The 14,705-nt window shown below is 38.5% G+C and carries 9 protein-coding genes and 1 rRNA gene; 7 read left to right on the top strand and 3 right to left on the bottom strand.

Annotated features, from left to right (window positions below; genetic code table 11):
* The first annotated feature begins 22 nt into the window (after nt 1–22).
* From rrf to GFH32_RS15635, 5 genes are all read left to right on the top strand, one after another.
* Nucleotides 23–134 (top strand): 5S ribosomal RNA (rrf, locus tag GFH32_RS15655).
* Between the two features lie 664 nt (nt 135–798).
* Nucleotides 799–1,179, top strand: a complete 381-nt coding sequence (locus GFH32_RS15650; protein WP_153512482.1) for a response regulator — start codon at nt 799–801, stop codon at nt 1,177–1,179.
* A 194-nt stretch (nt 1,180–1,373) separates the two neighbouring features.
* Nucleotides 1,374–2,438 carry an efflux RND transporter periplasmic adaptor subunit gene (locus GFH32_RS15645; RefSeq protein WP_153512481.1) on the top strand — a complete coding sequence of 355 codons (1,065 nt, stop codon included), beginning with the start codon at nt 1,374–1,376 and terminating at the stop codon, nt 2,436–2,438.
* A 10-nt stretch (nt 2,439–2,448) separates the two neighbouring features.
* Nucleotides 2,449–5,526 (top strand): efflux RND transporter permease subunit, encoded by a 3,078-nt coding sequence (locus tag GFH32_RS15640; RefSeq protein ID WP_153512480.1) that lies wholly within the window; start codon nt 2,449–2,451, stop codon nt 5,524–5,526.
* Between the two features lie 4 nt (nt 5,527–5,530).
* The gene (locus GFH32_RS15635) at nt 5,531–6,835 is read left to right on the top strand and encodes a TolC family protein (protein ID WP_153512479.1); all 1,305 of its coding nucleotides are present in this window, start codon (nt 5,531–5,533) and stop codon (nt 6,833–6,835) included.
* 405 nt (nt 6,836–7,240) lie between these two features.
* Here GFH32_RS15635 and GFH32_RS15625 read toward each other — a convergent pair whose 3' ends face one another.
* Nucleotides 7,241–8,872 carry a S8 family peptidase gene (locus GFH32_RS15625; RefSeq protein WP_153512477.1) on the bottom strand — a complete coding sequence of 544 codons (1,632 nt, stop codon included), beginning with the start codon at nt 8,870–8,872 and terminating at the stop codon, nt 7,241–7,243.
* Between the two features lie 119 nt (nt 8,873–8,991).
* Between GFH32_RS15625 and GFH32_RS15620 the strand changes: the two genes are divergently transcribed.
* The gene (locus GFH32_RS15620; RefSeq protein WP_153512476.1) at nt 8,992–11,148 is read left to right on the top strand and encodes a S9 family peptidase; all 2,157 of its coding nucleotides are present in this window, start codon (nt 8,992–8,994) and stop codon (nt 11,146–11,148) included.
* Between the two features lie 244 nt (nt 11,149–11,392).
* Here GFH32_RS15620 and GFH32_RS15615 read toward each other — a convergent pair whose 3' ends face one another.
* Both GFH32_RS15615 and GFH32_RS15610 read right to left on the bottom strand, forming a co-directional pair.
* On the bottom strand, nt 11,393–12,841 hold the full coding sequence (locus GFH32_RS15615; RefSeq protein ID WP_153512475.1) for an IS1182 family transposase: 1,449 nt from the start codon (nt 12,839–12,841) through the stop codon (nt 11,393–11,395).
* Nucleotides 12,842–13,215: 374 nt separating this feature from the next.
* Nucleotides 13,216–13,458: a hypothetical protein gene (locus GFH32_RS15610; RefSeq protein WP_153512474.1), complete on the bottom strand. Its 243-nt coding sequence runs from the start codon at nt 13,456–13,458 to the stop codon at nt 13,216–13,218.
* A 504-nt stretch (nt 13,459–13,962) separates the two neighbouring features.
* On the opposite strand from GFH32_RS15610, the gene GFH32_RS15605 reads away from it, so the two are divergent.
* On the top strand, nt 13,963–14,679 hold the full coding sequence (locus GFH32_RS15605) for a GNAT family N-acetyltransferase (RefSeq protein WP_153512473.1): 717 nt from the start codon (nt 13,963–13,965) through the stop codon (nt 14,677–14,679).
* Nucleotides 14,680–14,705: the final 26 nt, after the last annotated feature.

Genomic DNA, 14,705 nt, shown 5'->3' with positions numbered 1-14,705 from the left:
CAAGTATAGAACATAAAGATATTCAGGTGCCTATATCGGCGGTGTCCACCTCTTCCCATTCCGAACAGAGAAGTTAAGCCCGCCAGAGCCGATGGTATTGCCGTAACAGGTGGGAGAGTAGGTCGGCGCCTATTTTTATACGAAAAGCTCGTTATCGAAAGATGACGGGCTTTTTTGTTTGTTAGACATTAGATGTTAGACATTAGATATAAGATGTTGGGCGTGCTTGCTGGAATCTGCCTAGTGGAGATGTTGGTTCATAGGTCTAAAATCTGGTATCTTATATCTAAATACTCATATCTAAAATCTCATTTCTCATTTGAAATCGTATTTATCTCGTAAATATGTAGCGGACTTCGGTCTAATATCTAATATCTAAATACTAACATCTAATATCTAAAATCTAAAAGCAGAATGCTCTACTTGATTTCTACCTTTTATTGATCGGTTTCGATTAGTTTTGTTACGTAGAAAATGAGATGTGTTAAAACGTTGCGATAGTAGGGGCTATCGCTCATTGAAGATTTACTACGTGCTGGTTAATGTTTATTTATTTTTATTTGAAGCTATCTATAATCTTTATTTCTATTCTAAATATTGTTTTTCACAGTTAACGAATAAATGATTTCGATAATTTTATTTTAATAATGTAAGTTCAGATATTATTAAGAAATTAATGATTTTGTAAATAATTCGTTTCATTTTTTGTATATTGCCTACCGTTAAGGGTAATAATATACATAAAGTTTAGGTCAAAAGTCTTTGTTACTCTTCAGTTCCTATATAGTCTAGGTCTTTATGAAATCAATTAATGTCGCACTGATCGACGATAATGCTATTTGCCGAGAGCTCTTGAAGATGGTCTTACGTGCAGTGCCTGATTACGAATTTAATATATTATTTGAAGCGGAATCGCTGGTTGGTATTGAGGAGAATGCTGACTTTCAAGATGAATTAGATGTCATTTTGTTAGATATTATGATGCCTGAGATTGATGGTGTTACTGGTATTCCAATTCTTCAGAATTTATTTCCTTCCAGTTCAATCATTATGGTTTCCGATGTAGAGAATCCGGAAGTGAAGCAAAATTGCATTGATCGAGGGGCAACAAGTTATGTTATTAAAAACACAGTGCAATCTAAGCTAGCGGCGGAGATTATTGCTAATTGCAACAATTAAATATTAAGTTTATATATTAAAATAGGTCGGTATTTATTTACTGACCTATTTTTTTATTGGGGTATTTGGCATCTTATTACTTGTATTTACAAGTCTATAATAACATTATTACACAACTGTATTGCTATTTTTCCTAATTTACTAAAGTAAAGAAGACTTAATTTCAACTCCACGGAATACTTATTCCAAGACTTATGAAGAAGAAAACATTGATTATCGTACTGTTAGTTCTATCGGTACTAGCTGCTATGGTTATCTATAGGATTAATAGCAATAAAGAGAAAGACGCAAAGAATTCTGGACCTAGGGCAGGGGGGCGTGCCGCAGCGAAGGTATACGGAAAGGTAATTCAAGGTCAAGAATTTTCTGATTTTCTAACTTTATCTGGTTCTATTGAGGCGGATGAGCAAATTGAGTTACATACCGAGATATCTGGCATTGTAGAGTCGATTAATTTCTCCGAAGGTGGTCGTGTCGGTCAGGGACAAGTCTTAATTACTTTAAATGATGCGGAACTTCAGGCTCAGTTAGCTCAAGCTAAGACTCGGAATAACCTTGCCGCAGAAAATGAACGACGCGCCAAGTTGTTGCTAGAGAAAGAAGCGATAAGTCAGGAAGAGTATGATATTGCGAGTGCTGATTTTAGAACAGCACAGTCTCAAATTCAACTTATTCAAGCGCAGTTAAGTAAAACAGTTATTCGAGCTCCTTTTTCTGGGACGATTGGTCTTAGAAATATCTCCAAAGGAAGCTATATTACCCCGGCTACTAGTATTGCTAAATTAGTAAATACGAGCCGTCTAAAGGTCTCTTTCTCTATTCCAGAGAAGTATGCAAATAAAGTTCGTGTTGGAAATCAAATAAAGTTCGATGTACAAGGTGTGGATGCAGACTTCTCGGCGAAGATATATGCAACGGAGCCATCAGTAGAGGCTAACACTCGTACACTTCTAGTAAAGGCAATTTCCGCTAATTCTGGGAATCAGTTGATACCTGGAACATTTGCCAATATTGTATTTCCATTAGAAACTATTGATAATGGCCTATTAGTTCCAGCGGAGGCATTAATTCCAATTCAGAACGGCAAGAAAGTATTTGTTATGAGAAAAGGGTTGGCAACAGAGGTTCTCGTGGAAACTGGTGCGCGTACAGAAGAGGATATATTGATCACGTCAGGGATTAGTGCAGGAGATACAGTGTTGACATCAGGAGTAATGGCATTACGTAATGGAACGCCCGTAAATGTGACGCTTCGTTAAAAAAAGAAACATGAGTTTATCTACCATAAGTATTAAAAGGCCAGTATTGGCCATCGTGATGAACCTTGTGATTATTCTCTTTGGAATAATTGGCTATACTTTTCTTGGTGTTCGCGAGTATCCTTCTATTGATCCTGCGCAAATATCAGTGCGTACAAGTTATGCAGGTGCCAATGCGGATATTATTGAGTCGCAAATCACTGAACCTCTTGAGAAATCAATTAATTCCATCGATGGTATACGAAATATATCTTCTTCCTCTAATCAAGGATCCAGCAATATTACAATCGAATTTAACTTAGGTAAGAATCTAGAAGAGGCTGCTAATGATGTTCGTGATAAGGTCTCACAGGCTTTACGGAATTTACCGCAGGATATTGATGCTGCGCCGGTAGTGTCTAAAGCTGATGCGGATTCAGAACCGATTATTACGATGACGATGCAGAGTGCTACGCGCAATGTATTGGAATTATCAGATTATGCTGAGAATGTGATCTCTCAGCGTTTGCAGACAATTCCAGGCGTTAGTTCTGTACAAATCTGGGGACAACGCAAGTATGCAATGCGATTGTGGATTGATCCCAATAAATTAGCATCCTATGGTCTGACCGTACTTGATGTAAGAACTGCATTAAACACTCAGAATGTTGAATTGCCCTCTGGTAAGTTAACAGGAGCAAACACTGAATTAGCGATTAAGACTATCGGAAATCTCGCATCAGAGGAAGAATTTAGCAATATAATTATCCGAGCAGACAATAATCAAGTCGTTAAACTAGGGGATGTTGGAAAGGTAGCTTTAGAAGCCGAGAATTTCGAAACAAAGATGTCTGATTCTGGATTTCCTATGGTGAGCTTAGCAATCATTCCGCAACCTGGTACCAACTACCTAGAAATTGCCGAGAATTTTTATAAAGAATACGATAAACTTCAGAATGAACTACCTGAAGGATTTGAACTCAATATCGCGATTGATAATACATTATTCGTAAAGAAAGCCGTATTGGAAGTCGTTGAGACCCTTCTTATTGCGATTGTGCTCGTTGTTCTTATCATTTACATTTTCTTCCGTAATTGGTCCATTGCCTTTCGACCGTTGATAGATATTCCTGTGTCACTAATTGCTACATTCTTTATTATGTATCTCTGTGGTTTTTCAATCAATGTATTAACGCTATTGGCTATTGTACTTGCAACCGGATTGGTTGTTGATGATGGTATCGTTGTTACGGAGAATATCTTTAAAAAGGTGGAAGAAGGAATGTCTCCGATTCAAGCTGCGATCAAAGGATCCAATGAGATCTTCTTTGCGGTAATTTCTATCTCCATCACACTAGCCGCTGTATTCTTACCTGTAATCTTCTTAGAAGGCTTCGTTGGGCGCTTATTTCGAGAGTTTGGAGTCGTCATAGGGGCAGCAGTATTGATATCGGCATTCGTTTCATTGACGCTAACCCCGATGTTAAATGCCTATTTGATGAAGGGAGGAGAACAAAAGAAATCAAAATTTTATCTGCGTACAGAACCCTATTTCGAAAAGTTAAATACAGAATATGCGAGTTCCTTGAAGGGATTCTTGAAATATAAATGGCTTAGTTTTGCGACAATTATTGGTTGCTTTGCGCTGATCTATATTTTTTATCAACTATTGCCAAAAGAAACGGCGCCATATGACGACCGTAGTTTTATCAGTTTGAGGGTGACAGCTCCAGAGGGTGTTTCATATGATTATATGGATCGTTTTATGACTGATTTAACGATGCTAATTAATGATTCTGTTCCCGAAAAAAAGGTGAGTCTCGTTATTACTTCGCCTGGCTTTGGTTCAGCATCCTCGAATTCAGGGATGGTACGTTTAGGTTTAGTACAGCCGGATGAGCGCGAGCGTAGTCAGGCTGAAATCGCGGATGACTTATCGCGCTTGACACGTGGTTATTCAGAAGGCCGCGTTGCCGTATCACAACAACCGACGATTTCAGTAAATCGAAGAGGAGGACTACCAATACAATATATTATCCAAGCACCAAACTTCCAAAAACTAGAAGAGAAGATTCCAGAGTTTATGGATGAACTGGCGAACGATAATACGTTTTCTATAACGGATGTTAACTTGAAATTCAACAAACCAGAGATTTACGTAACGATTGATCGGGAGAAAGCACAAACATTAGGTGTGTCGGTTTTGGACGTTGCTCAGACCTTACAAATGTCCTTATCAGGGCAACGCTTTGGTTATTTTATGATGAATGGAAAGCAATATCAAGTGATGGGGCAATTTGATCGGAAAGATCGAGCAACGCCAATGGATTTAGCTGCAATTTTTGTGAAGAATAATCGGGGAGATTTAATTCAACTCGATAATATTGTCGAGTTGGAAGAGCGTAGCAGTCCGCCACAGCTGTATCATAACAACCGGTATATGGCCGCTACAGTCTCAGCTGGTCTTGCACCAGGCAAGAGTATGGGGGACGGTATTGAGGCTATGGAGCGTGTGAAGGAGAAAGTATTGGACGAAACATTCACTACAGATTTAGGTGGCGAGTCGCGTGACTTTGTAGAGAGTGGATCGAATACCATGTTTGCATTTGGACTAGCGGTCTTGTTGATCTTCTTGATTCTTGCTGCACAGTTTGAAAGTTTTATAGATCCGATTATTATTTTAATTACTGTACCAATGGCAGTTGCCGGAGCCATGTTTTCATTGTGGCTATTTGGTCAATCATGGAATATTTTTAGCCAAATTGGAACAATCATGTTGATCGGGTTAGTGACAAAGAATGGAATTCTAATTGTAGAATTTGCCAATCAATTGCGTGAAGAGGGACATGAGAAGTATGAAGCTGCTGTGTTGGCTTCGGAATCAAGATTACGTCCAATCCTGATGACTTCCTTGGCTATTGCTCTTGGTGCATTGCCTATTGCATTGTCATTAGGTGCCGCGTCTACTAGTCGGATAGGAATGGGAGTTGTTATTGTTGGTGGAACAATGTTCTCCCTCATACTAACCTTATTTGTTATCCCTGCATTTTACTTAATGCTTTCGAGAAATAAAAAGCCGCATCCAGATTTTGATAACATTGAAGAATAAGAATATGAGAATAGTTGCTGTCATTTCCTTTATTATTGGCTTGGTTTCAACAACCCAAGCACAGGGATTGTTGACTGTTAGGGAAGCTGTAGAAACTGCATTGGAGAACAATTTTGAAATCAAGCTCTCGCAAAATGACTTACGTGTCGCTAAGGAAAATGTCACTTACGGAAATGCAGGCATGTTGCCAGCTGTAACTGGGAATTTTTCTCAAAATAACAATCTTCAGAATTCGACGCAAACTCAAGCTTCTGGAGAGAAGCGGTCTTTGAAAAACGCGAAGAACAACAGTATGAATTATGGCGTAAGTGTGGGGTGGACTATTTTCGATGGGCTAGCAATGTTTTCTCGTTATGATTTATTAAAGGAGAATGAAAAGCTTAGTGACTTAGAATTGAAACGCACAGTTTTAGATAAAGTTTCTGAAGTTATTTCTACTTATTTCACTATCGTTGAACAGAATAATTTATTACAGGCAATAGATTCTAGTATAACGATCTCGAAGGAACGTCTTCAAACCGCTGAGAATAGATTTTCTATCGGAAAAGCATCCAAGCTGGAGGTTTTAAATGTACAGGTGAACATGAATGAAGATGAATCCAATCGATTGAAACAGGCCAATATTGTTAGGAACTTAAAGATCACGCTGAATAGTTTGATGGCGCGGGATTTAAGTATCATATTCGATGTTGAACCCGATGTAGAATACGATGATACGCTTATTTTAGACGAGCTAATGCAGAAAGCGAAGAAGCATAATCCAGATCTTCAACTCATTGCGATTAATAAACGTATGGCAGAATTGGAGTTAAAGCGTGTCAGAGCCGCTAGATATCCGACTGTTCGTTTAAATACAGGTTATAATTTCTCTGAAACGGAGTCGAGTCTAGGATTTGTGTCGCAATCCAACGCGCGCGGTTTAAACTATGGTGTGACAGCCTCTGTGAATATATTTGATGGTTTTAATCAGCGGAGAAACGAACGCGTTGCAAAGATTCAGATCGAAAGTTCCGATCTTCTTATTGAACAGCAAAATTTGACTATAAATACTGCGATTGCAACTGCGTTTCAAACGTATCAAACCAATCTATCGCTTGCACGACTGGAGGAAACCAACGAGCAAATTGCGCGACAGAACTTGAATATTACCTTAGAGAAATATAAAATTGGAACGATATCCGCGGTAGAATTTCGCGATGCCCAGGAGAACTTTATAAATGCAGTGTCGCGTTTTAATTCTTCAAAATTGCAAGCCAAGCTTTCCGAGTTGCAACTAAAAGAGATTATTGGAAATATTGATCTAAACTAAGTGTCAAGAAATATTTAGAAGTTGGCGTTTTAACGTAGCGAAGCAAGAGCGGTTAATCGACTGTATTCGATATGTCTCGCTAAGAATAGAACAATCCGACATCTCATACAAGCAACAAAGCCGTTCTTTCTAGAACGGCTTTGTCTTATAAGTTACGAAATGTCTTTGAGTAGTTGAGGATGTTTTCTATCGTTTTTTCGTTTGGATCTTTTGCAATCTGTTGAATGCAATTTTTGATCTTTTCAGCAAAAACCTCTAGTTGAGTATCTTCATTTAAGTCTGTACCAAGACCTTCGTAATTTACATTTTTTACAGGAGTAGAATTTTCCACCATAAGCATCTTGATTTATGTTTACTATGTAAACGCAAGATACAAAGCATTATTGTGAAAAAATTAACATTTTTTTACTTTTTCTTTGGAGATAGTTTGTTAGCTTCTACCACGGCTTTGTATGCATTTACAATGCCTCCACTAACACTTATCTCATCTAGATAAACACGTTTTGAACCTGTTTCACTCTTAATTTTTACTTTTTGATCAACTTTTGTTACACTTTTCAAGATAACATCTTTAACCTGTTCAGCTGAAAGTTCCGGGTAATAAGAGCGAATTAACGCAGCAAGACCTGCCACAACCGGCGAAGCCATACTGGTACCTTGTTGGTCTTTGTACTTTGAACCAGGGACAGTTGAATTTATTTTTACGCCTGGAGCGAAGACGTCCACACTACGATAGCCGTAATTCGAAAATTCTGCTAATAGATCACCATCGACTTTCCAACCCGTAGCGCCTACGGTAATCCAATTCTTAGCTTCGCCCACGACAGCATCAAGGCTATCGGTATAATATTTCATAGGGTAATTCTTAACGATATCATTATCCTTTGAGTCATTACCCGCAGCATGTACTAATAGAACATCTTTAGTAGCAGCGTATTTAATTGCTTCATCTACTGTTTTCTTATTGTAAACATACCCTTTACCAAAACTCATATTGATCACGCGAGCACCATTATCCACGGCATAACGTATTGCATTCGCTACATCTTTATCACGTTCATCACCATTAGGGACATTGCGAACGGTCATGATTTGGATGTTGTCTGCGACACCATTTACCCCGACTTTATTGTTTCTCTTCGCACCAATAATTCCCGCAACGTGGGTGCCATGTTCAGCATCAGGGCCAGTGACTTGGCTATTGCCATAGTTACGTTCAGTTGCGTCATCATAATTGTCACCAATGATTTTTCTAGAATCATATTCTTTGTTCAAATGATAGTCTACTTGATCAGCGAAATAGGTCGCACCTTCCTTTAAATCCTCATAGAACTTTTCAAATGAAGTTTTATCCATTTCTTTTTTCGCGATGCGAATAGCCATTTTTTGACGATCAGAAGTTGTCTGTAGATTGTCTAAGTCTGCCTTAGTAATATCCTTAGGCTCTTTATTCAATCCCTTGAGAATGCTATCAAACTCTTCCTTCAAACGAACATAATTCAACTTGCCGAATTGTGCTTCATCCATCTTCGATGTATATTCGGTAATCATCTTCTGGTAAGCTACAAACTCCCGACGTTCTTTTTCTGAAAGCGGAGTAGTGGGTAGGACAGAAATATATTTCGGCTCGTATAATCGAATTAAACGGGTTACTTCGAGATTGTCATAAACAACGTTTTCTCCATTAGCATTTCCTAAAAAGTTCCAGCCGTGTATATCATCGATATAACCATTACCGTCATCGTCTTTGCCATTGCCTGGAATTTCCTTCGGATTTGTCCAAAGTACATCTTTTAAATCCTCATGCTTGATATCAACCCCACTATCCAATACAGCCACGACAACAGGAGTCGATTTTCGACCTTTTAATAGTTCATATGCTTTTTCTGTGCTAATTCCCATGACACCGTCTTTTTGGAAATCAAGGTTGTACCAATTTGCCGGAGGCGCATCCTTATCTTGCTTTTCTTGAGCAAAACCTAATGTTGGTAATATACCGAAAGCCAAATAGCATAATAGTTTATTCGTTTTATGCATGTTTCAAAATTTATGTTTAAGCAAATATAATTTATTAAGCGCTAGCGATTTGTTAATAAATCTAAAAAGCAGCATTTTTTGAGTATTTTTATCGTTGCAAAACAAAGCTTTTCCTAATTATGAGTAAAAAATTGATAATAAGTTTAATTTTAGCTACTATGATTTCTTCTTGTTCAACAGATAAGAATAGCAATAAGAAGGCCATAAATTGGCCAGATGCAGCAACGCCAGTTGCAGCAGAGAAAGCACATCAACGTGTCATTCATGGAGATACCGTTGAGGATCCTTACTTCTGGTTAAATGACTATTTTAAAAAGGGAGCGGATTCCTCGAATGTTGTTGCCTATCTAAATGCAGAGAACGCCTACACAAATACAATGATGAAGGATACCGAGACACTTCAAGCGAAGTTGTTCACGGAGATGAAAAATCGAATTAAAGAAGCCGACGAAAGCGTTCCTTATTTAATGAACGGGTATTATTATTACAGAAAAACCGAGGAAGGAAAGCAATATTATAAGTATTGTCGGAAGAAGGGCAGTTTGGACGCGCCAGAAGAGGTGTTTTTGAATGTTGATGAAATGGCTGAAGGATTTCCTTATTACGCTGTTTCCGGTGTGTCAGTTAGTCCGGACAATAAATTAGTAGCCTATGGTGTGGATACGGTTTCTCGAAGAGAATATGTTATTCACATTAAGAATTTAGAAACTGGAGAGATTTTAAAGGACAGAATTTCGCAGACCTCTGGTGACCCTGTATGGGCTGCCGACAATCAAACATTATTTTATACAGCGAAACATCCCGTAACCTTGTTGAGCGAGAAGATAAAGCGCCATAAAATTGGTACGCCTAGTATCTCGGATGCTGTTGTTTATGAAGAAAAAGATAATACAAATTATATTGGTGTGTGGAAGTCTAAAGACGATCAATACATCTTTATCTACTCTGGTGGAACACTAAGCTCTGAAACGCGTTTTATTAAAGCCGATCAAGCAACAGCCAATTTTCAAGTGTTTCAACCGCGCATGAAGGATGTGCTATACAATGTGACTCCGTTAAGGGATCGCTTCTTAATTCATACCAATGATCAGGCGAAGAACTTCAAAATTATGGAGGCTCCTTTGGATAAGCCAGGAAAGGAGAATTGGAAAGAATATATCCCACATCGTGAGGATGTATTGATTGAGGGGATAGATGAGTTTGCGAATTATATTGCGATTTCAGAAAGAAAGAATGGATTGACCAATTTGGCCATTCGCAATTTAAAAGATAACTCACAACATTATTTAGATTTTGGTGAAGCAGCTTATACGGTCTACCCGAGTACGAATGCTGAATACGATTCTGAAGTGTTGCGCTATGGATATACGTCGCTCGTAACACCATCTTCAACCTTTGATTACGATATGAAAACGAAGGAGAAAACCTTGTTAAAACAGCAGGAAGTATTAGGAGGCTACGATTCGAAAGCATACGTGACAGAACGTATTATGGCCAAAGCGAAAGATGGTGCTCAAGTACCGATCTCGATCGTCTATAAAAAAGGAGTTAAAAAGGATGGTCAAGCTCCTTTGTTGCTTTATGCTTATGGATCATACGGGAGCTCGATGGATCCGACGTTTAACTCTTCGCGTTTATCTTTACTAGATCGGGGTTTTATCTATGCAATCGCTCATATTCGTGGTGGTGAAGAGATGGGGCGTCAATGGTATGAGGATGGTAAGATGATGAAGAAAAAGAATACTTTCACAGACTTCATCGATTGTGGACAATTCTTAATTGATGAGAAATACACATCGAATGCGCATTTATATGCACAGGGGGGAAGCGCTGGTGGCTTATTGATGGGGGCAATTATCAATATGGCTCCAACACTTTGGAATGGCGTCATCGCGCAGGTTCCGTTTGTCGATGTAGTCAATACGATGCTGGATGAAACGATTCCTCTGACAACCAATGAATATGATGAATGGGGAAATCCTAACGATAAGGAAGCATATACGTATATGAAATCCTATTCGCCTTATGAAAATATCGAAGCAAAGGAATATCCAAATTTATTAGTTACTACGGGATTGCACGATTCCCAAGTGCAATATTTTGAGCCAGCCAAATGGGTTGCTAAGTTGCGAAAGGTGAAAAAAGGAAATAATGTAATCTTATTGAAAACCGATATGGATTATGGTCACGGTGGTGCATCTGGTCGTTTTGACTATTTGAAAGACCTAGCACTTAATTATTCGTTCCTGCTAAAATTAGAAGGGATATCCGAATAAGGACAGTTAAATTGAACTATTAAAAAAGGCCCGCTAGTGCGGAGGGCACTGAAAAAGCCTCAACTTTCTTATGAGACTTAAAGAAATGACTGAGTATAGGTTTTCCCTTACTCGGTCATTTTTGTTCAAAGGATTTCTGGAAGTTTATTTTTTAATGGTCTTGTTGAAGGTGTAAGCGACTAGGACTTGCTATTTGAGTTTTTAGCATCCTCTTGAGATTGTTTTTGGGGAAATATCCCCTTTTTTAGATCAATTTCAGGATTCTTTTCAAGTTTACGGTGAAGATGGCCATTGCGCCCTGCATTTCCATATTGTGGATTCCATAAGCATCAGCCCTGGCATAGCCATGGACATTCTTGAGCTCACTGTTCTTGGCCTCGATCTTATACCTTTGCTTAGACTTGCTTCGATAATAATCGGTTTGCTGGAAAGCCATCTGCTCCCTATGGAGTTCGGATTTTATGGAGACTGAATAGGATTTGGTTCTGGCCCCTTGCTTGTAACATCCTTCCCTAAGAGGACAGACCTTACATTTCTCCACATCAAAGTAATAGGTCTCCGTTTGATTTGTGCCTTGTTCCTTCTTTTCCTGACGCGCCTTGCGGATGGCCAAATGTCCTGCGGGACAAACAAACATATCCGCATCTTTATTATAGTCAAACTTGTCTTTATCTTTCCTAAAGCCTTGGGTAATGGATGGATTTAATTTAGCGATGATATCAATGTTTTGTTCTTTTGCCAACTGAAGATTTTCTTTTCCCCAATACGCGGCATCACCTATTATCGTATCCACTTGCATTCCATTCTGCTGGCTAATCTCCAATAATCTGGGTAGTTCAGGGCCATCACCTTTCTCCCCCGTAGTAACGACTGCCGCTGTTATAATACGTTCCTCGCTCATCGCCAGATGTGTTTTATAGCCAAAGAAATTGCTGTCCACTGACTTGTGTCCAAGCCGAGCCTCATCATCCTTAGAGAGCAGATAGTATTCCTTTGTGTCCTCAATGGTTTCCTTCAACAGATTCAACTTCTCTTTAACAGCCGGTATTTCACTGATAGATTGATCTTGATCAAGGACCCTCTGTAATTCCCTGCAATATGCAAGCTCTTGATCCAGGTCGTTGGATTCGTTATTGTGCGGCAGATTCCTCTTGTATTCCTCATCGATCTGATATATCGCTTTTCTTAATAGCTTGGAGCGATCCTTGAGGACTTCCAATGCTGTGTATGGATTCGATCTGGAATGGGTATGGGTCGCGTCTACGATGATAGACTTTGATTTTATAATGCCTTTTTCAAGAGCAATCGTTACGGTCTTATTGATCAACAGGTTCAATAGATCCATATCTTTTAATCGTAGTTTGCGAAACTTGGTCAGGGAACTTGAATTGATCACATCCTCCTCGGGAGCCATTTCAAGAAAGTATTTAAAGGACATATCATATCTGGAGCGCTCAACGACATCTACATCCGAAACGGTGTAGATCGTCTTTAACAGAAGGTATTTGAACATCTTGATAGGGCTCTCCGCTGTACGGCCATTCGTATGGCAATACTTAGCCAAAAGCTCGTCATAGATAAAACTGAAATCGATAAGATCGTTGATTTTTCGAAGTAGGTTATCTTTTGGAACGATGATATCGTACAATCCTGAGTAGGAACTGAACTGTATTTTTTGTTGGGTAGTGAGCATCCTGATCTCCGTTAAAGGCTGCTTTAAAATACGAAAAAGGGAGCAGAAAACTGCAATTTTCCACTCCCTTTTTTAACCTTTTTTCTAAGGGGACTTTTTCAGTGCCCTCCTTTTAAGTCGGCCTTTTTTAATATAAATATATTCTATTGATCCTTTAAGGATCGTAATTCCAAATGTAAAGCGCTTCAATCAATCATAGACGGAACACTTTCCGCATTCTTCGAATAAGGGACGAAGCATGTTTATCGAAGTTCTATGGCTTGATGAAATTGTAGAAGATTAAAATCCAGTCAATTTTATTGATTATTTCGAGACCAGGAAAGTCTTTTAATAAGCTGGAACATAGAAAGAGCGGCTTTTAGGGCCGCTCTTTGTTATTTAATTGAGTCTAAATGTTCTTGATGTTCGATTTCTCGAGAATCGATTTGATGTTGTTTATAGTTTCTCACTGCATTTTTACTCGCTGTTTGAGAGACTAAGAAACCTATGATAGTAATCACGGTCACAACAATTATTCCCCAAACGTGTTTTTTCTTGTCTTGTTTAACAAGCCAATACATAAAGTATACATAGGGAATTACAAAGATGACAAAGAAAAAGATGCTTGGACCTACCATGGTATTTTTAAAATTTGGAACAAAACTACTGATTTATTTGTTCTTCAGAAAATTGGGTTTGTGATAAGCGTAAATTCTGACAAAAGTTTGTTTTTTTTAAACGTTTTAACGAATTGATAGTCTTATTAGGAGTCTGGCAATGATAGAATTGCCTTATTGGATAGAAAATAAAAAATCTACAATTATATTGCATAAAAGAAAAAAATATTTGTTTACTTTTGCGCAGTCTGATTACAGCGATCAACGGAATAAAATGAACTATAAAAAGGTACATATGAATACATTCGACCGAGCTTTACACAAGCTTGGTGCTAAGGTATTTTATGCGCTACGTTCATTTAATTGTCCGCTTCTACGATTCCGACGACCTATTCTGCCTCGAGCTTGATTCTGAGGCAGGCAAACTCCAATTTTATTTCCATCAAGCTCGATGGAATGTGATCAAAATTTTATTTATAGTTTTTTAAAATACTTCGGTATTTATTTTTTAGGTCGACATTATTAATGACAATCTCAGATTTTTTGATTATTCCCGCAACTGCTGCTCATGTAGAGTACGCGGAGGCTATTTGTAATGAAATGTTCGAGTCTGCAAAGGCTCGCGGAACAGGTATTGCACGTCGTAAGCCGGAGTATGTAGCCCGTAAGATGGATGAAGGTAAAGCGGTTATTGCGTTACACAAAGACGGTCGTTGGGCTGGGTTCTGTTATATCGAGACTTGGAGTCACGGTGATTATGTAGCGAACTCGGGGCTTATCGTCAATCCGGAGTTTCGAAAAGTAGGTTTAGCGAAAGCCATCAAAAAACGTGTATTCGAATTGTCGAGAGAGAAATATCCAAAGTCTAAGATCTTTGGATTAACAACTGGATTGGCAGTGATGAAGATTAATTCCGATTTGGGATATGAACCTGTAACTTATTCGGAATTAACACAGGATGAAGAATTCTGGAAAGGATGTCAATCATGTGTTAACTATGATATCTTAATGTCTAAGGACCGTAAGAATTGTATGTGTACAGCGATGCTTTGGGATCCGGAGGAGAAAGAAAGGGAATTGAAAGAAAAGATTCAACGTCGCGCAGAAGCGAAAGAACGTTTGGATCGTATTTCAAAGAAGCAATCTTTGCTTAAACGAATCGAAGCAAAGCTTTGGAAATCGACCAAGAAAATTGTGGCTAGTGTCATTCCGGTAGGTGTAAAGCCTGTAAAAGGATTTTAAATTGTTATTTTTGTAATTATCAGCAT

The organism is Sphingobacteruim zhuxiongii (genome assembly GCF_009557615.1).
In the GTDB taxonomy this organism is placed as follows: Bacteria; Bacteroidota; Bacteroidia; order Sphingobacteriales; family Sphingobacteriaceae; genus Sphingobacterium; species Sphingobacterium zhuxiongii.
Note: the sequence above shows the minus strand (reverse complement) of the source record. Positions and strands in the feature narration are given on the sequence as shown.

Excerpts from the sequence above, each read along its gene's own strand:
- GFH32_RS15650 (WP_153512482.1), top strand. The coding sequence starts at position 799 with ATGAAATCAATTAATGTCGCACTGATCGACGATAATGCTATTTGCCGA.
- GFH32_RS15645 (WP_153512481.1), top strand. The coding sequence starts at position 1,374 with ATGAAGAAGAAAACATTGATTATCGTACTGTTAGTTCTATCGGTACTA.
- GFH32_RS15640 (WP_153512480.1), top strand. The coding sequence starts at position 2,449 with ATGAGTTTATCTACCATAAGTATTAAAAGGCCAGTATTGGCCATCGTG.
- GFH32_RS15635 (WP_153512479.1), top strand. The coding sequence starts at position 5,531 with ATGAGAATAGTTGCTGTCATTTCCTTTATTATTGGCTTGGTTTCAACA.
- GFH32_RS15625 (WP_153512477.1), bottom strand. The coding sequence starts at position 8,872 with ATGCATAAAACGAATAAACTATTATGCTATTTGGCTTTCGGTATATTA.
- GFH32_RS15620 (WP_153512476.1), top strand. The coding sequence starts at position 8,992 with ATGAGTAAAAAATTGATAATAAGTTTAATTTTAGCTACTATGATTTCT.
- GFH32_RS15615 (WP_153512475.1), bottom strand. The coding sequence starts at position 12,841 with ATGCTCACTACCCAACAAAAAATACAGTTCAGTTCCTACTCAGGATTG.
- GFH32_RS15610 (WP_153512474.1), bottom strand. The coding sequence starts at position 13,458 with ATGGTAGGTCCAAGCATCTTTTTCTTTGTCATCTTTGTAATTCCCTAT.
- GFH32_RS15605 (WP_153512473.1), top strand. The coding sequence starts at position 13,963 with ATGACAATCTCAGATTTTTTGATTATTCCCGCAACTGCTGCTCATGTA.